Origin of the sequence: Niveispirillum sp. KHB5.9, assembly GCF_048066115.1 — a bacterium.
Taxonomy (GTDB): Bacteria; Pseudomonadota; Alphaproteobacteria; order Azospirillales; family Azospirillaceae; genus Niveispirillum.
Genome location: NZ_JBLTYX010000009.1, coordinates 190,213 through 207,995, shown reverse-complemented (window position 1 = coordinate 207,995; position 17,783 = coordinate 190,213). Strand labels below are relative to the sequence as shown.

Genomic DNA, 17,783 nt, shown 5'->3' with positions numbered 1-17,783 from the left:
CCCCGTCATCCCGGCGAACGCCGGAACCCAGGGGCCACAGGATCAACCCTCAACGCTGCGTCGATCAAAGCTGCTGAAAGGTCGGGCGCTTGGCCCCTGGGTCCCGGCGTTCGCCGGGATGACGGAAAGGGGGGAGGGGCAGTCCTGGTCAGATGGACATTGGCAGCATGCCACCCGCTTCATCAATTGCTTGTCCGGGTGACAAGGCGGTGCTTTTCCTGACCCCATTCCGCCGCCATGATGGCCCCCAATGAGAAACGGGAGGCAGCAGCATGCGGATCGCGGTGGTTTCCGATGTCCATGGCAATCTGGCGGCCCTGGCCGCCGTGCTGGCCGATATCGACCGGCAGGGGCCGGACCTGATCGTCGATCTGGGGGACAAGCTGTCGGGGCCGCTGTTCCCGGCAGAGACGGCCGACATGATGCAGGGCCGCGACATGCTGCATATCGCCGGCAACCATGAACGCCAGCTGCTGACCCATCCGGTGGAACGGATGGGCATGTCCGACCGCCATGCCAACGGCGTGCTGGAGGCCCATCACCGCGACTGGCTGGCCTTGCTGCCGGCGCAGGCGGAACTGGCGGGGGGCGAGGTGCTGCTGTGCCATGGCACGCCGGCATCGGACCTGACCTATTTCCTGGAGGAGGTTGGGGAATGGGGCAGCCGGCCCGCCGGCCATGCCCTGGTGGCCGAACGGGCCGGCGATGGGCCGGCGCGGGTGATCCTGTGCGGGCATTCCCATGTGCAGCGTGCCGTGCGCCTGGGCGACGGGCGGCTGGTGGTCAATCCCGGATCGGTGGGGTTGCAGGCCTATGAGGATGATCATGTCGCCTTGCACCGGAACGAGATGGGCAGCCCGCATGCCCGTTACTGCCTGCTGGACCAGGCGCGGGGGCAATGGGCGGTGACGATGCGCGAGGTCGCCTATGACTGGGATACGGCGGCCGACCTGGCGGCATCGCGCGGGGCTGATGCCTGGGCGCGGGCCCTGCGCACGGGGCGGGTGGGATCGGACTGAGGGCTGGCGCATTCTCCAGGCGCGTGTGTACTATGGCATTCCGCTCATCCAAAGAATGTGTCCGCCATGGTTTCCTGCCTGGAAGAAGCCGAACAGCCCTGGCAACGGGAAACCCGGCTGTCCGGGCTGCTGCTGCATGCGCCGGCCGACATGGCGGTGGATGCGGCGGTGTTGCGGGCGCAATTCCTGGCCCTGTCGCCGCTGATCCATCCCGACATGCCCGGCTATTGCATGGATGGGGGCCGCCAGACGGAATGGTGCATGCTGGGCCTGCTGGCCCGGTCCCCGCCCGGCGATACGGCGCTGCCCGAACCGCTTCCCGGTCTGGCCCATATGCAGCTGGCGGCGACGCTGGCGGCGCGGCCGGGCTGGCAGGTGCTGGGCATGCATGTCGCCCGGCAGCGGCCCGGCGGCGGCCTGCCCTGGCATTGGGACGACCAGGGGCTGCACCGGTCGGAAATCCGCCTGATCATCCCCATCCACACGCCGGCCGGGGCGGTGACGCGCATCGGGCATGAAAGCATCGTCTATCCCGCGGGCCGGGCCTGGACGGCGGATTTCACCCCTGTCCATGAGGTGTGGAACCATGGCAGCGAGGATCGCATCACCCTGGTGCTGGATATCGCCGTGTCACCGATGGTGACGGCCCTGTTCCCGCCCGCACTGGCGGCCGACGCCGACCGGCGCGAGGCACTGGCCCTGCGGACGCGGGAGCATCTGCAGGATGCCTGGGTGGCCCGCCGTGTGCGCGGTGTCGGCGCCTCCCTTCCAGCGGCGGGGGCGATGCGATAGGCTGCCGCCATTCCCTGCCGTCCCGAGGAAAGCCGACGCATGAACCCCCATGTTCCCGAAAGCGACGGCAGTTACCTTTATTATGACAGCGATTATCCCTGGCCGGAGGACATCGCCGCCGATCCGGCCCTGCAGGCGTCGGCCGCACGCCAGGGCATTCTGCATGACGTGTCGCATTATGTCGGGCTGGCACTGGAACTGGCGGAGATGCTGGACCGGGCGCCCCGGATCATGGAATTCGCCTGCGGTACCGGCCGCCTGTCCATCCCGCTGGCCCGTGCCGGGTTTCCGGTCATCGGTGTCGATGCGTCGCCCACCATGCTGGCCGGGTTCGAGCGCCGGCTGACGGTGGAACGGGCGGAGGTGGCGGGACGGGTGGCGACGCACCAGGGCGACGTGCTGGACCTGGATCTGGCGGAGAAGGACAATGACCTGCTGGTCATGGGCTTCAACCTGCTGATGTTGATCGCCGATTTCGACAGCCAATTGGCGGTGCTGGAACGGGCGCGTGATCATCTGGCGCCTGACGGGGTGCTGGCGCTGGATGTGATGAACCCGCTGGTCATGCCGCTGGCCGCCACGCAGGTGCCGGAAACCGCCTATACCCGCACCAACCGCCGCACCGGCAACCTTTATACCAAGTTCGCCATGGTCGGGATGCTGGACGACCGGCAGGTGCAGCGCAACCACGGCTGGTATGATGAGGTGATGCCCGGCGGTGCCGTGCGCCGCACGCATTACCATTTCGACTGGCGGCCTTTGTTCCGGTACGAGCTGGAACTGATGCTGCGGCTGGCCGGGTTCGGCATCGTGCGGGTGGATGGCGATTTCCAGGGATCGCCGTTCGAGGCGGGGTCGACCAAGATGGTGGTGGTGGCGCGGCGTGTGCCGGGGGGTGGCTGATGGCGGGGAACCCGTCGCATAGTTCGTATCGGGATTGAGATTGCTTACCTGAACCTCTTGGGCTCTGTCGTTGCCACTCTCTCCACCGTCACTCTGGCGAAGGCCGGGGCCCAGATCGTAGAGCGAGGCGCTTGTCACTTGGGCCCCGGCCTTCGCCAGAGTGACGGTGGATATTGCGAAGCCCCTACAGCCCAGACTTTTGCGGGAGCCACCGGGAAGGTGCGGCAGGTTCGATTGAAGCCCAAATCCGCGCTAGGCCGACAGCCGCCGCGCCACGGCGCTGTCGATATGCGCCTTCAGGTCGGGGTCGCTGGTGTAGAGGCGGTTGAAGTCGCGCTTGTCCAGCAGCAGCAGCTGGCAATAGGCGATGGCGGTGACGTCGGCGTTGCGCGGCTGGTCCAGGACCAGGGCGATCTCCCCGAAGAAATCGCCGCTGCCCAGGCGGATCGGCGCCTCCAGCCCCGGCACATGCACGGCCACGGCACCGGATGAGACGAAATAGACCGTGTCGCCGCGCTCCCCCTTGCGCACGATGGTCTCACCGGGAAAATAGAGGCGGGGGCGCAGCAGCCGTTCGATGCGGGCCAGACGGTCCGGCGCCAGGCCGCTGAACAAGGGCACGCGGCCGATCAGTTCGTGCGTGGCCAAGCCCAGGTCGAGCTGCGGCGGCTTGCTGACATGCTGCCAGCGGTCGCGCAGGTCGCGTTCCAGATCGTTCAGGATTTCCCGGCTGATCAGCGCCTCTTCGAACAGCGACTGGGTGGACCGTTCCTCCATCCGCAGGCCGGCGCGGATCAGGTATTGCGACTGCACGGCGTCCAGATATGCCGGATATTGCAGGCGGATGCTGTCCAGCGCCTCTTCCACCACCTTCAGGCGGGTGATCAGGCGGGTGCGCACGGCCTCTGCCGCCTGCTTGCCCAGCATGGGGGCCAGCCGGTCCTTGGTGAATTGCGACAGTTCGCGCAGGCAGAAACGCAGGGCCGTCAGCATGGCGTAGCGTTCCGACAGCCGCGCCGATACCGGCCGTTCCCAGCCGAAGCGCCGGTGCAGCCAAAGGGCCAGACGCAGGGCGCGGCCGGGGCGTAGCTGCTTGGCCGCCACCTTTTCATAGGCCGCGGGCCCCCCGGTCTTCAGCGCGTCCTGCAACCGGCCGGCGGCGGCGGCCAGCGTCTGCACCGACAGGCGGGAGATGACGCCATCGCGGAAATAGGACAGGTAGCGCTGTTCCTCGAACCGGGCCAGGGTGGAGAGGCCGATATAGAGACGGTCGTCCAGCGACAGGGCGCCATAGCGGCTTTCCAGATCCAGCTGTTCCTGCGCCAGCTCCGCCCCGCGTTCCATCAGCGGGTCGACGGCGTGGGCCGCGTCCAGGCCGAACCGTTCGGCGACATGTTCCAGGTCGCGGCGCACATTGCTGAGCGACAGGCCCACGGCGCGGTTGCGCAACGCCTGTTCCACCGGGGTCAGCCGGTCCAGCTTCAGCACCCGGATCAGGGGGCGCAGGGTGGTGCCCTGCACGAACAGGGTGAACAGCACGAAGCCGGTCACGACCACGGCCACATGTTCCTGGATATAGTCGGGCAGGGCCTGGTGTTCGGTCACGGCCAGCGCCAGGGCCAGCGACACGGCGCCGCGCAACCCGCCCCAGGTCATGACGATGCGGAACCGGTGGCTGATCCGGTCGGACGCCCCCACCCAGGACAGGACGGGCAGGATGCCGAAGATCACCAGGGCGCGGGCGGTGAGCGCCGCCACGATCAGGGCACCCAGCAATGCGAAATGGCTCCATTTCGCATTCATCAGGGTGGGTGGCACCAGCATGGAGGCGAACAGGAAGATCAGGGAATTGGCCCAGAAGCCCAGCTGGCTCCATACCTGTTCCAGTCCCGACCAGCTTTCCGGGCTGATGCGGGTGCGTCCGGCCGATGCCATGACCAGACCCGCCACCACCACGGCCACCACGCCCGACACATGCAGATAATGTTCGCCCAGGATGAAGGACAGATAGGCGAGTGCCACGGTCAGGGTGATCTCCGACAGGGTCTGGTTGCGCAGCGGCGTGACCACCAGGGCGGTCAGCCAGCCCAATATCCAGCCCACCGCCACCCCGCCCACGAACTTGAACACGAAATCGAAGGCGGCGGCCCCCAGGTCGGGCTCATCCCCCTGGGTCAGCATGCCCAGCAGCAGGGTGAACAGCACGATGGCGGCGGCATCGTTGAACAGGCTTTCGCCCTCCACCAGGATGGTCAGGCGGCGGGGGGCGCCCAGGTCGCGGAAGATACTGACCACGGCGGCGGGGTCGGTGGTGGCGATGATGGCGGCCAGCAGCAGGCAGACGATCAGCGCCTTCTGCGTCTGCATGCCATGCCACAGGCCCCAGACCCACCACATGGCCAGCCCGGCGATCACGGTACAGACCAGCACGGCGACGATGGCCAGCAGCAGGATCGGCCCCAGATCGTCCATCATGCGCCGCACATCCACGCCCAGCGCCGTTTCGAACAAAAGCACGGGCAGGAAGATGTAGAGGAAGGCGGCCGATGTCAGCTCCACCTCCCCGATCGCGTTGATGAAGGCGGTGACCGGTCCTGTGACATCGCGATCCATGCCGCCGCCGGCATGCAGCAGCAGCCCGATGCCCACGCCCAAGGCCGCCAGCACCACCGTGTAGGGCAGGCCAAGGCGTTTGGCCAACGGTGGCAGCAGGCTGACCAGGGCCAGCAGGCCGGCAATGGCCAAGAGCGTGTTGATCAGGGTTTCCATGGAGCACGCTGCCGGGGGCGGGGGGACGGGCGAGAGAATGGCATGGAAGCCCGGCCTTTCGCCAGCACCGGCACCCGGCGTCGGCGGCAGGTCGCCCCTGCGCCGTGCTTGCCGCCATGATGGCGGTGGCGTAGGCTCACGCACTTGATTTATCTATGTTCATAGAAGGCGGCCGTACCCGGGGCGGGACAGGCGGCCCAGGCATGGGAACGGGGGCCTTCGGGTCCCAGGGGGCGACAGGGAATGGCGGAGGACCTGCTGTATTTCGCGGCGGAGCCGGTTTCGGCTCCGGCAGCCCCGCCGGCGCCGCCCTGGCTGGTCCTGATTGTCGATGACGACCCTTCCGTGCATTCCGTGACCAAGCTGGCGCTGCGCGATATGAGCCATGCCGGCCGCAGGTTGCTGTTCCTGTCCGCCTATTCGGCGGCGGAGGCACGCCAGATGCTGGCCGTATATCCTGACATCGCCTTGATCCTGCTGGATGTGGTGATGGAGGCCGAAGATGCCGGCCTGCGCTTCGTCCGCACCGTGCGAGAGGAGCTGCGCAACCATGATGTCCGCATCATCCTGCGCACCGGCCAGCCCGGTCAGGCGCCGGAGCGCGAGGTGGTGGAGCGCTATGACATCAACGACTACCGCGCCAAGGACGAGCTGACGGCGCGGCGGCTATGGACGTCGGTGTTCACGGCCCTGCGCGCGTTCGAACAGATCCGCGAGCTGGACCGCCATCGCGCCGGCCTGACCCATGTGCTGGACGCCACGTCCCGGCTGTTCGGGGAACATGATACGGAGCGGCTGGCCCATGGTGCCGTCGATGCCCTGGCCGGGGTGGCGGGGCCGGGGGCGGGGGTGCTGCTGGTCCGCTGTGATCGATTGCCTGATGCCGTTGCCGGCGAACCGCGCCTCTTAGCCGGGATCGGGGAGGGCGGGGTGGCGATGACGCCCGGCGCGCTCGCCCATCTTGTTCCGGCGGAGATCGGGCAGCAGGTGGCGGCGGCCCTGGTGGCGGGTGCGCCGCAGTCGGGCGATGGCTGGTTCGCGCTGTCGGCCAGCCTGTCGGATGAGGCCGCCATCGTCCTGCACCTGTCGCGCCTGCCGCCCGACCGGCGGCCCGACGCAGGCATGCTGTCGCTGTTCGCGCGCACGGTGGCGGTGGGGTTGGAGAATGCCGGGCTGGTGGCGCAGCTGTCCAAGGACCGTACCCATGACCGGGCCACGGGCCTGCTGAACCGGCTGGGCTTCATCCAGGCGATCGAGGCGCGGCTGTCGCGGATACCGGCGGGCGGGGCGGAAAGCGTGGCCGTGGGCATCATCGACCTGCGCCATTTCCGCGATATCAACCAGGAACTGGGCGTGGCGGCGGGCGACCGGCTGCTGATCACCACGGCGCAGCGTGTGGCGGCGGCGTTGGGGCCGGGGGCGGTGTGCGGGCGCACGGGTGCTGACCAGTTCGCCTTGCTGCTGCCGGGTTCGCCCGACCTGGCGCAAGCCCGCGATCAGGTGCATGCGGTGGCGGCGGCGGTCAGCGAACCGGTGATGCTGGCGGGCCGCGAGGTGCATCCCATGTCCTCTCCGGGTCTGGCTTGGTGCAACTGCACCGGCCGGCATGGGGAGGAGGTGCTGGCCCGTGCGGAGGAGAGCATGCAGGCCTCCAAGCGCGCCTATGGGCGGTTGCAGGAGGTGGTGATCGGCGCCGACCGGGCCGAGGGCGGGCGCATCGGCCTGACCATGGAGCTGGGCACGGCGCTGAAGCAGGGGCAGTTCGAGCTGTATTACCAGCCCATCGTCGATGCCGCGACGCGCGAGGTGGTGGCGTTCGAGGCGCTGGTGCGCTGGAACCACCCGTCGCGCGGCATCGTCATCCCCGCCGCCTTCATCCCCACGGCGGAGGAAACCGGCCTGATCGTGCCCATCGGCACCTGGGTGATGCGCGAGGCGGCCTTGCAGACGGCGGAGTGGACGCGCCGGGCGGGGCGGCCGGTCTGGGTATCGGTCAACATCTCCGCTGCCCAGCTGTCGGAACCGGGTTTCCTGGACAATGTGCAGGAGGTGATCCGCGAGAGCGGGGTCGATCCGACGCTGTTGAAGCTGGAGGTCACGGAAAGCACCATCATCGGCGATCCGGCACATGCGGCAGAAATCCTGTCCGGCCTGCGCGGGCTGGGCATTCGCCTCTGTATGGATGATTTCGGTACGGGTTATTCCAACCTGTCCTATCTCCAGACCCTGCCCTTCGATTTCCTGAAGGTGGACCGGGCCTTTGTGTCCAGCATGATCGACCGGTTCGAAAGCCGCACCATCCTGCGCACCATGCTGGCCCTGGCCCAGCAGCTGGCGCTGGAAGTGGTGGCGGAAGGGGTGGAGACGGATGAACAGGCGGACGAGCTGTCGCGCCTGGGCTGCGGGTTCCTGCAGGGCTATCTCTATGGGCGGCCGATGCCGGCGGCGGATGCGGGGCGGTTCATCGGGGTGGTCTAGGTCAGGTCGGATTAACTGACATTTATCCACCATTTAACAACGTTTTATCTGACATTTATCGACGCATCGGCATAGGATGCGCCCATGTATAAGCCCGATTTCCGCATCACGCCCGGCATTGGCAAAGCCCTCATGGCCATCGAGGCGGCCCGTCAGGCCGTCATGGCGCTGCCGATCGATGTTGAAATGCTGGCGTCGCTTCGCGAGACGGCGCGGCTGGTCGCCACACATTATTCGACGCAGATCGAGGGCAACCGTCTGACCCAGGCCGAAGTGCTGGAAGTGATTGCCGGGGCCTGCTTTCCGGGACGGGAGCGGGATGAAACCGAAGTCCGCAATTACTACCGCGCCATTGAAGAGGTGGAGCGTCTGGCAAGGCAGTCGGCTTCGGTGACGCAAGACGATATTCGACGCATCCATGGGTTGGTCATGGAGGGGCGGGCAAGCCCCACCCCCTATCGCGACGGCCAGAATGTGATACGGGATGGCGCGTCGCGGGGTATCGTCTATATGCCGCCGGAGGCTGCGGATGTACCGGGCCTGATGGCGGAACTGGTCGCCTGGGTGGCGGATGCCATGACCCGAGCCGAGCTTCCGGCCCCCATCATCGCGGCCATCGCGCATTACCAGTTCGCGACCATCCACCCATACTATGACGGGAACGGGCGCACGGCCCGGCTGCTGGCAACCTTGCTGTTGCACAAAGCCGGGTATGGGTTGAAAGGCATCTACAGCCTGGAAGAATATTATGCCCGCAATCTCGGGGCCTATTACCAGGCGCTGACGGTTGGCCCATCGCATAATTATTACATGGGCCGGGCCGAAGCCGACATTACCGGGTTCGTCGCCTATTTCTGCGCAGGCATGGCCGATGCCTTCATGGCCGTGCAGGCACAGGCAAACAGGGCGGCGGCTCGCGGTGCCACTGACCAGACGCCATCCTTGCGCCGCCTCGACCCACGGCAACGGCGCGTATGGGAATATCTACGGCACCTGGGCACGGCGACCAGCGCCGACATCGCCGCCCATCTGGGACTGAGCCCGCGCACCCTGGTCGGGCTCTGCCGGCTATGGGTCGCCAGCGGCTTCCTCACCCTACATGATGCCTCGCGCAAGAACCGGTCATACCGGCTTGGCGATGCGTTCGACACGGATGCCGGATAGGCTCACCCGCCCTTGCGCGGAAACGCCACCACGAAGCGGGTGCCTTCGCCGACGCGGCTTTCCACATCGATGCGACCGCCCAGGCGCTGGGTCACCAGATTGTAGACCAGGTGCAGGCCCAGGCCGGAGCCGCCGGCATCGCGGCGGGTGGTGAAGAACGGGTCGAAGATGCGGGGCAGGGTGGCGGCGTCGATGCCGCGGCCGTCATCGGCCACCGCCAGTTCGGCCCAGCCGGCCGTGCCCGGCGAGGGACGCAGGGTGACGCGGATGGTGCCGGGGTCTTCCCGGCCGGTGAAGGCATGGGTCAGGGCGTTCATTACCAGATTGGTGACGATCTGGGCGATGGCGCCGGGGGCGCTGTCCACCACCAGCCCGTCATCCAGGGCCGCATCCAGACGGTGGGGCAGGCGGCGCAGCTGCGGCTGCAAACTGCGCAGCACCTCACCCACATAATCGCCCAGGTCGAAGCGGCGGGCCAGATCGGTGGTCTGGTCCACGGCCACCTGCTTGAAGCTTTGCACCAGATCGGCGGCACGGGTGATGTTGCCCAGGACGAAGCCCATCGCCTCCGTCGCCGAGCCGACATAATCCTCCAGATCGGCGCGGCGCAGGCTGCCGTCGCGGTAGGCATTGGCGAAACGGTCGGTGTCCTGGGCAAACGCGGTGGCGGCGGTCACGGCCACGCCCAGCGGCGTGTTGATCTCATGCGCCACGCCGGCCACCAGGCTGCCCAGGGCCGCCATCTTTTCCGCCTGGATCAGGTCATGCTGGGTGGCGCGTAGCCGTTCCAGGGTGCGGGCCATCTCCTCCGCCGTCAGGCGCATAACGTCGATGCCCTGGCCCATGCCGGCGGAAACGCCATCGGCATTCACCAGCACGAAGCCGCGATGCAGGGCATCGGGCTTGCGTTCCGCGATCAGCAGGTTGAGGGCCGACAGGCCGGTATCCACGGGCACCAGCAGCGGTTCCCGGTCGGCCAGATGGGTGACGGGGCGGCGGGCATAGAGGTCGCGGCCATAGCGCTGGGAGAAATGCAGCAGGAAGGTGGGGCGGTCGGCCAGGGCCACGGGCCGGGACTCGGCGTCCAGCACGATGACGCCTTGCAGGGCGGGGTCGCGCTGGAACAGTTCGGCCACGGCGCCGCAGGTGGTTTGCGGCTTTACCGACGGGACGGGACGGCACAGGCGCGCGGCCGTCCAGGCGGCGTCGCCAGTCTCCGTACCTTTCGCCCGCACCTCGCCCGCATGCCGATCCAAACCCGCCCCCCGGTGACTTGGAAGTGAAATCGAGTTGTCATGCCAGATTGGCGTGAAGGATTGATGAAGCTCCGCCCATTGTCATCCGCCCTTCAGCACGGTCAGTGCCGAATCCCAGTAGGGCACCGGTCCGAACCGCCCGGCCAGGAAGTCGACGAAGGCGCGGACCTTGGGGCTCAAGTGCCGGTTGGCGGGATAGACGGCGTGCACGGCCATGGGCGGCGGCAGCCAGGCATCCAGCACCGGCACCAGCCGCCCGGCCGCCAGCGCATCGCCGACGATGAAGGTGGGCAGCATCACCAGACCCTGGCCATGCAAGGCCGCCTCGCGCAGCGCATCGCCGTTGTTGGCGCGCAGCCGGCCGGTGATGCGGACATTCTGCGTGGTGTCGGCACCCGGTGCCGTGCGGAAGGTCCATTGTTCGGGATTCTGGATGTTGGTGTAGATCAGGCAGGCATGGCTGGCCACGTCGGCCGGGACCAGCGGCGTGCCGTGCTTGGCCAGATAATCCGGGCTGGCGCAGATGACGCCGCGCGACGGGCACAGGCGGCGGGCGACAAGCGAACTGTCCTTCAGCCTTCCGACGCGCACGGCCAGATCATAGCCTTCTTCCACCAGATCGACGAACCGGTCGGACAGGTCCATATCCACCGTGACCTCCGGGTAGAGGCCCATGAAGTCGGCGATGGCACCGGACAGGTGGACGATGCCGAACGACATGGGGGCGGCCAGTTTCAACACGCCGCGCGGGGCGGCATGCTGGCTGGCCACCGACCGTTCCGCCTCCTCCAGCGCGTCCAGGGCCTGGGTGACGCGGGCATGGAAGCCTTCGCCCACCTGGGTCAGGCTGATATGGCGGGTGGTGCGGTTGAACAGTCGGGCCCCCAGCCGCGTCTCCAGCTCCCCGATGCGGCGGCTGGCGGCGGATTTGGACAGGCCCAGCTTGTCGGCGGCCTTGGTGAAGCTCCGCCCCTCCGCCACCAGGGTGAAAAGCCGCAAATCCTCCAACCGGTCCATTGTTCCCTCCGAATTGTCCTGCCCACCGGGACAAAGCTGTTCAGAATTGGACCATTATCGGGAACGGTGCAACGGCCTATCTTCACCTCAACACAGAGACACACCCCGCCGACGGCGGACAGATGATGGAGATGAAGATGAGCAAGGTTCTGGTCCTCTACTATTCCTCCTACGGCCATATCGAGACCATGGCCAAGGCCGTGGCCGAGGGTGCCAAGTCGGTGGCCGGCACGGAAGTGGTGGTCAAGCGGGTTCCGGAACTGGTGCCCGATGATGTGGCCAAGCGTTCCGGCATCAAGCTGGACCAGGAGGCCCCGGTGGCCACGGTCGATGAACTGGTGAACTATGACGCCATCATCTTCGGCACGCCCACCCGCTTTGGCATGATGGCCAGCCAAATGCGCAACTTCCTGGACCAGACCGGCGGTCTGTGGGCCAAGGGCGCGCTGATCGGCAAGGTCGGCTCGGTCTTCGTGTCCACGGCCACCCAGCATGGCGGCCAGGAGGCGACGCTGCTGTCCTTCCATACCAGCCTGCTGCATCACGGCATGGTCATTGCCGGCCTGCCCTACAGCTTCGGTGGCCAGACCCGTCTGGATGAGGTGACGGGCGGCAGCCCCTACGGCGCCACCACCATCGCCGGCGGCGACGGTTCGCGTCAGCCCTCGGAGAACGAGCTGGCCGGTGCGCGCTTCCAGGGTGAGCATGTGGCCCGCCTGGCGGCAAAGCTGTCTGCTTAACGCCTGCTCCCTCAGGCGCCGGGCGCCCACATCCGTGGGCTTGGCTTACGGCGCACGAGCGCCGGGCCGGCGGTCGCCGGCCTCCGAAGGTCATCATCCGATGACCTTCGGTCCTACACCCATGACCAACGGTCCCCGTATCGCCGCCATTCCGGGACGGTACGGGGAGCCAAAGAGGAGAAGTGTCATGATCGAACATCGCCCGTTCAACGGCCTGGGCAAGGCCAACCATGGCTGGCTGCGCGCGAATTTCCACTTCAGCTTCGCAGGCTATCACAATCCGTCGCGGGTCCATTGGGGACCGTTGCGGGTGTGGAATGACGACACGATCGACAGCAATACCGGCTTCGACCCGCATCCCCACCAGGACATGGAAATCATCACCTATGTCCGCAAGGGTGCCATCACCCACCAGGATTTCCTGGGCAATGAGGGCCGGACGGAAGCGGGCGACGTGCAGGTGATGTCGGCCGGTACCGGCATCGTGCATGCGGAATACAACCGCGAGCCGGGTGAGACCACCTTGTTCCAGATCTGGATCATCCCCAACAAGCGTGGCGTGAAGCCCCGCTGGGAAGCCGCGAAGTTCCCCAAGGGCACCGATGCCGATGGCCATCTGCGTGTCCTGGCTTCCGGTCGTGATCAGGACAAGGACAGCGGTGCGCTGTTCATTCATCAGGACGCCGCACTTTTGGGTGGAACCTTGCCCGCCGGTACGGTGTTGACGCATCAGTTGGGTGATCGGCTGGCCTATCTCGTCCCCGCAAGGGGCAAGGTGAAGATCAACGGCATCACCCTGGAGGCCCGCGACGGTGCCGCGGTGAAGGACGAACAGGTCCTGACCATCGAGGTGCTGGAAGAGGCCGAACTGATCCTCGCCGATCTGCCGCGTGCGGCCTGATCGACGGGTGTGAATACCGGGGCCGGCTCTCCCCATCCCCCCCCTGAAGCCGGTTCCGGTTCAAAGGGCGGCGTCCTCCCCCCGGACGCCGCCCATTTTGTTTTTGGGGCTCCTGCGCTGATCCGTCCCTTGGCGTTGATGATGGGTCGTGCCAGCCTTTGGCCACGAACCAGCCGAAGGATGTTGCCAGTGAACAGCACCGATACCCATCCCGTGGCCGACTCCGTGGCCGCCCGGCTGATGCTGCTGGCGGGGCTGTTCGGCGCCATTGCCGTTTCGGCCGGCGCCTATGCCAGCCATGGGCTGGCCGGGGTGCGCGATGGGCATGCGGTGGAATTGTGGAAGACGGCCAGCCAATATCAGATGGTGCATGCGCTGGCGCTGCTGGTGGTGGCGATGCTGCGGCGGGTGCTGCCGGGGCAGGCGCAGTTGCTGGCGGCGTCGGGGCTGGCCTTCGCCATCGGTTGCGTGCTGTTCCCCGGTGCGCTGTACGCGCTGGGCTGGTACGGGCCGTCGGCCATGGGGGCGGTGGCGCCGGTGGGCGGGCTCAGCTTTATCCTGGGCTGGCTGCTGGTCGGGCTGGCCGGGCTGCGGTCGCAGCGTTAATTCCCCTTCGCCGTCAGCCGGTCGCGGCGATATCCCGCCAGGGCTGCCTGTGCGGCGGCGAAGGCGGCGGGAAGCTGTTCGGCGGCGGTCAGGGTGGCCGCGTCATTGCCGCCTTTGGCCGCCGTGTCCGCCGCCTTGGCCAGACCGGCCAGTACCGGCAGGCCCACGGTCAAAGCACCCGAGGCCAGCTTGTGCGCGGCACGGCCCACGGCGGGCACGTCGCGTTGGGCCAGGGCTTCGGCCACCGAGGCCAGGGTGGCGGGCGCGTTGCGGCCGAAACTGTCGATGATCTGCCCCACCCGGTCGGCGCCCAGGATGGACAGATGTTCCTCCAGCACCCGCAGGTCCAGCACGGGTATGGCGTCGGGCGGGGGTGGTTCCACGGGCGACGGGGTGGCGGGCAGTTCCGGTGCCGCCGCCTGCGCCCGGTCTGCCAACAGCGGGCCCAGGGTGCCGGCCAGCGTGTCGGGGGTCACCGGCTTGCCCAGGATCGCGGCCAGACCGGCGCGGCGGCGTTGGCGTTCGCTGATCCGGTCGGCGCGGCCGCGCAGCAGCACGACGGGCGGGCCACCGCCGCGTCTTATGCACCAGGACAGGGCCAGGCCGCTGTGCCGGCCGATGCGGGCTGCCACCAGGGCCACGTCCGGCCCCTCCATCAACGCCATCTCCAGCGCCATCTTGGCGTCGTCGGTTTCCTCCACCCAGTATCCCGCCTGTTCCAGCAGCAGCCTTGTCAGGGTGCGGCCCACGGGGTCGTCATCCACCACCATGGCCGACAGGCCGTTGGGGGCGGCCGGTGCCAGACGCGGGGCGGCAGGCGGCGGGGGCGGGGCGAGGGGCCGGGGCTGAGGCGGTGCGGATGGTGCCGCACTTTCCCCACCGGAAAGGCGCTGACGCACCAGGGACTGCATCCCCGCCACCTCGTTGCGCAGCAGGCGCAGCTGGATGGCCTGGGCCGGACTGACGGAACCGGAGGTCAGACCGTCCAGTTCCAGGGCCATGGAATGCAAACGGCTGTTCAGGCTGTCGGCCGCCAGACGCAGCACGGGCAGGGGCACGCCGTTGCCCGGCGGGGGGACGGGCAGGGTGATCGGGGACGGCGCGCGGGTCAGGTCGCGCAGCAGCGGCGCGGCCAGGGGCAGCAGCAGAAAGCCCGCCAGCGTGCCGCCGGCCAGCGCCGTGGCGCCCACCCCGGCTTCGGCCCAGGCATAGGTTGCGGCCACCTGTCCCGCCACGGTGGCGACCAGCCAGGCCCCGGACAGCCAGCGCGGCGACCGCTTGCCCTGCCACCACCAGGCAGACAGCAGCGCCAGGGCCAGCAGGCGCAGGCCCAGCGGCACGGGGGCGGGTCCCAGCAGCAGCCCGTCCAGCAGCGCCATGATGGACAGCCACGCGCCGCCCGCCAGCGGCAGGTCGGGCGGCGGGGCATTATCCGGGTCGTCCGGCGGGGCCGGGCTGTTTTCGGCGAGGTCGCGGGTCAATTCGGCCTTCGAAAGGACATGATCCACCACCATGTATAGGCTTGCGCGCGGGGCCGGTCCATCATCCGCATCTGCCATGAGGTGATGTCGGTCTTGTCGCCCTTGCCAACGCCCGATAGCGGTGTCATCCCTTTCATGATGCGCCGCACAAGCGGTGTCGGTTCCGATCCATTCCGCCTGAACAGGGGTGCCTGAAAAGTGTCCGCGCCGGTCCGTTCCCGTTCCGCCATCCGTCACCGCCAGAAGGCCCGTGCGGCCCTGCTGGCCATGCTGCTGCTGTCGGCGGCGCCGGCTGTCACAGCGCAGGACCAGCAGCCCAACAGCGCCACCATCCAATGGGCGCAGCAGATCCTGGACCAGCAGGGTTTCTACCAGGGCCGGGCCAGCGGCAAGATGGACAGCGCCACCGCCGCCGCCATCGCCGCCTATCAGAAGAAGCACGGGCTGAAATCCACGGGCCGCCTGGACCAGGGCACGATCGGCCGCATGATGGAAAGCCAGCCGGAACGCAAGGGCGTGGGCAATCTGGCCGACGCCAACAGCCGGGCCAAGGCCAGCCAGCCCATGGGTCTGCGCGAGGCCGACGTGAAGCCGCAGGCCGCCCCGTCGGCCGCCGCCGTTGATCGCGGGCAGGGAACGGAGAGTACGGTGCTGGGCGTGTCGCGCGGCGGGGCCGATCTGGCGACCACCGCACGCACCGCCCCGGTCACCGCCCCGCCGGCCACGGCGGGTGGCACGCTGCCGCCGCCTTCCGCCAGTCCGGCCCCGTCGGTGACCGGTACCGATCCCGCCGCCGCCCCGCGCAGTTCGGTGGAAACGGAAGTGACGCATGAGGCGCCGGTGGGGGAAGGGTTCGATCCGGCCCGCCTGCCCGACTGGGTGCGCTATGGGATTATCGGCGGTATCGGCGCGCTGCTGGTTGGCATGCTGGGTTTCTGGTGGGGCAGTGGGCGGCGGCAGGTGAAGCCGGCTGCCAAGGCTGCCAAGGGGCGTCGTCCTGCCCCTCCGCCGGTGGCGGCTGGCACGGTGCGGCGTGAGCCGACGCTGGGTGGTACCCCGCCCGGCCCCAATGGCCGCCGCGAGCCGGTGTTCAGCGCCCCGGCCCGTGATCCGCGGAGAGTTTAGTTTATTCCCTCAGGCGCCGGGCGCCCGCATCCGCGGGCTTGGCTTGCGCGCCCACGTGGGTGCTAAGCCGGCGGTCGCCGGCCTGCAACGGCACATGCCGTTGCCCCCATCTTCCGTAGACGTCATGTCCGCGAAATAAAAAAATCCGCGCGGGCGTTTGCGCGTGCATTTCGTGCAATCGGTCGCCAAACAACGAAATCGACCTGAAAGCCGGGCCGGCCCTAGACTTCGCCTGTCAAAGCCGCCCGAGAACGAGGTGGCGACAGCGATCCACCGGCCCGGAGGCCCGTCCCCATGCTGTTCGATTTCCCCGATTTCGATAATCACGAACTGGTGCTTTTCGGTCGCGACGCGGCCACGGGCCTGTCGGCGATCATCGCCGTGCATTCCACGGCGCTGGGCCCGGCCTGCGGCGGCTGCCGCATGTGGCCCTATGCCAATGACACGGAGGCCATGCGCGATGCGCTGCGCCTGTCGCGCGGCATGAGCTACAAGAACGCCATGGCCGGGCTGCCGCTGGGCGGCGGCAAGTCGGTGATCATCGGCGACAGCCGCAAGGACAAGTCGAATGAGCTGTTCCGCGCCTTCGGCCGGGTCATCGACAGCCTGGGCGGCAAGTATATCGCGGCGGAGGATGTGGGCATCTCCGTCGCCGACGTGATGATGATGGGCCAGACCACCCGCCATGTCGCCGGCCTGTCGGGCGGGCATGACGCGTCGGGCGACCCGTCGCCGTTCACCGCCTATGGCGTCTATCTGGGCATCAAGGCCGCCGTGCGCCACAAGCTGGGCACCGACAGCCTGAAGGGCGTGCGCGTGGCCGTGCAGGGGCTGGGCAATGTCGGTTCGCATTTGTGCCAGCGGCTGGCCGATGATGGGGCGGTGCTGACCGTCGCCGACATCCATGCCGATGCGGTTTCCCGCGCGGTGGAGAAGTTCGCGGCCCGTGCTGTTGCCCCGGATCAGGTGCATGGCGTCGATGTCGATGTCTATGCGCCCTGTGCGCTGGGTGCCGTCATCAATCCGCGCACGCTGGGTGAGATCAAGGCCAAGGTGGTGGCCGGTGGCGCCAACAACCAGCTGGAAACCGACCCGATGGGCGAGGCGCTGCGGTCGCTGGGCATCCTCTATGCGCCGGACTATGTCATCAATGGCGGCGGCATCATCAATGTCAGCGCCGAGGTGACCCAGGCCTATGATCGCGACAGCGTCCTGCGCCAGGTGGAACGCATTCCCGTGACGCTGACGGAGATTTTCCGCCGTGCTGACCGGGAGAACCGCCCGACCAGTGCCGTGGCCGACCAGATGGCCCGTGAAATCCTGTCCGCCGCCAAGGGCGGGGACAAGAAGCAGGCGGCTTGACAGAAATGGACCCGGCATCCATAGGCCTTATCGTTCTGCATTGATCAGAACAAGTTCTGATCAATGCAGCCCTCAAGCGCCGGGCGCCGCCATCCGGCGGCTTGGCTGGCGCGGGCATGTGCCCGCGGGCGCTCAACGCGCCAACCAAGCCAAGATGAGTTTCACTCACC

General features: G+C 67.8%; 14 protein-coding genes. 10 read left to right on the top strand and 4 right to left on the bottom strand.

Annotated features, from left to right (window positions below; genetic code table 11):
• The first annotated feature begins 272 nt into the window (after window positions 1-272).
• The 3 genes from ACM9HJ_RS16815 to ACM9HJ_RS16805 all read left to right on the top strand — a co-directional run bounded on the left by ACM9HJ_RS16815 (window position 273) and on the right by ACM9HJ_RS16805 (window position 2,714).
• Window positions 273-1,019, top strand: a complete 747-nt coding sequence (locus ACM9HJ_RS16815) for a metallophosphoesterase family protein (protein WP_416572906.1) — start codon at window positions 273-275, stop codon at window positions 1,017-1,019.
• A gap of 66 nt (window positions 1,020-1,085) precedes the next feature.
• On the top strand, window positions 1,086-1,811 hold the full coding sequence (locus tag ACM9HJ_RS16810) for an aspartyl/asparaginyl beta-hydroxylase domain-containing protein (protein WP_416572905.1): 726 nt from the start codon (window positions 1,086-1,088) through the stop codon (window positions 1,809-1,811).
• A gap of 39 nt (window positions 1,812-1,850) precedes the next feature.
• On the top strand, window positions 1,851-2,714 hold the full coding sequence (locus tag ACM9HJ_RS16805; RefSeq protein ID WP_416572904.1) for a class I SAM-dependent methyltransferase: 864 nt from the start codon (window positions 1,851-1,853) through the stop codon (window positions 2,712-2,714).
• Window positions 2,715-2,966: 252 nt separating this feature from the next.
• Here the strand turns inward: ACM9HJ_RS16805 and ACM9HJ_RS16800 are convergent, their stop codons facing one another.
• Window positions 2,967-5,483 carry a cation:proton antiporter gene (locus ACM9HJ_RS16800; RefSeq protein ID WP_416572903.1) on the bottom strand — a complete coding sequence of 839 codons (2,517 nt, stop codon included), beginning with the start codon at window positions 5,481-5,483 and terminating at the stop codon, window positions 2,967-2,969.
• Between the two features lie 243 nt (window positions 5,484-5,726).
• Here ACM9HJ_RS16800 and ACM9HJ_RS16795 point away from each other — a divergent pair, with 243 nt between their 5' ends.
• Window positions 5,727-7,961 (top strand): EAL domain-containing protein, encoded by a 2,235-nt coding sequence (locus ACM9HJ_RS16795; protein WP_416572902.1) that lies wholly within the window; start codon window positions 5,727-5,729, stop codon window positions 7,959-7,961.
• An 84-nt stretch (window positions 7,962-8,045) separates the two neighbouring features.
• Window positions 8,046-9,125, top strand: a complete 1,080-nt coding sequence (locus ACM9HJ_RS16790; RefSeq protein ID WP_416572901.1) for a Fic family protein — start codon at window positions 8,046-8,048, stop codon at window positions 9,123-9,125.
• Window positions 9,126-9,127: 2 nt separating this feature from the next.
• Here ACM9HJ_RS16790 and ACM9HJ_RS16785 read toward each other — a convergent pair whose 3' ends face one another.
• On the bottom strand, window positions 9,128-10,381 hold the full coding sequence (locus ACM9HJ_RS16785; RefSeq protein WP_416572900.1) for a sensor histidine kinase: 1,254 nt from the start codon (window positions 10,379-10,381) through the stop codon (window positions 9,128-9,130).
• Window positions 10,382-10,462: 81 nt separating this feature from the next.
• Window positions 10,463-11,398: a LysR family transcriptional regulator gene (locus tag ACM9HJ_RS16780; protein WP_416572899.1), complete on the bottom strand. Its 936-nt coding sequence runs from the start codon at window positions 11,396-11,398 to the stop codon at window positions 10,463-10,465.
• 137 nt (window positions 11,399-11,535) lie between these two features.
• On the opposite strand from ACM9HJ_RS16780, the gene wrbA reads away from it, so the two are divergent.
• The 3 genes from wrbA to ACM9HJ_RS16765 all read left to right on the top strand — a co-directional run bounded on the left by wrbA (window position 11,536) and on the right by ACM9HJ_RS16765 (window position 13,645).
• Window positions 11,536-12,138, top strand: a complete 603-nt coding sequence (wrbA, locus tag ACM9HJ_RS16775) for an NAD(P)H:quinone oxidoreductase (protein WP_416572898.1) — start codon at window positions 11,536-11,538, stop codon at window positions 12,136-12,138.
• A gap of 187 nt (window positions 12,139-12,325) precedes the next feature.
• Complete coding sequence (locus tag ACM9HJ_RS16770; RefSeq protein WP_416572897.1) at window positions 12,326-13,039, top strand: pirin family protein; 714 nt, start codon at window positions 12,326-12,328, stop codon at window positions 13,037-13,039.
• 189 nt (window positions 13,040-13,228) lie between these two features.
• Entirely contained in the window at window positions 13,229-13,645 is a 417-nt protein-coding gene (locus ACM9HJ_RS16765) for a DUF423 domain-containing protein (RefSeq protein ID WP_416572896.1), read from the top strand.
• Here the strand turns inward: ACM9HJ_RS16765 and ACM9HJ_RS16760 are convergent.
• Complete coding sequence (locus ACM9HJ_RS16760; protein WP_416572895.1) at window positions 13,642-15,126, bottom strand: response regulator; 1,485 nt, start codon at window positions 15,124-15,126, stop codon at window positions 13,642-13,644. The genes ACM9HJ_RS16765 and ACM9HJ_RS16760 overlap by 4 nt on opposite strands.
• Window positions 15,127-15,324: 198 nt before the next feature.
• On the opposite strand from ACM9HJ_RS16760, the gene ACM9HJ_RS16755 reads away from it, so the two are divergent.
• Both ACM9HJ_RS16755 and ACM9HJ_RS16750 read left to right on the top strand, forming a co-directional pair.
• Window positions 15,325-16,251 carry a peptidoglycan-binding domain-containing protein gene (locus tag ACM9HJ_RS16755; RefSeq protein WP_416572894.1) on the top strand — a complete coding sequence of 309 codons (927 nt, stop codon included), beginning with the start codon at window positions 15,325-15,327 and terminating at the stop codon, window positions 16,249-16,251.
• A gap of 294 nt (window positions 16,252-16,545) precedes the next feature.
• Window positions 16,546-17,613 (top strand): Glu/Leu/Phe/Val family dehydrogenase, encoded by a 1,068-nt coding sequence (locus ACM9HJ_RS16750; protein ID WP_416572893.1) that lies wholly within the window; start codon window positions 16,546-16,548, stop codon window positions 17,611-17,613.
• The last annotated feature ends 170 nt before the right edge of the window (window positions 17,614-17,783 follow it).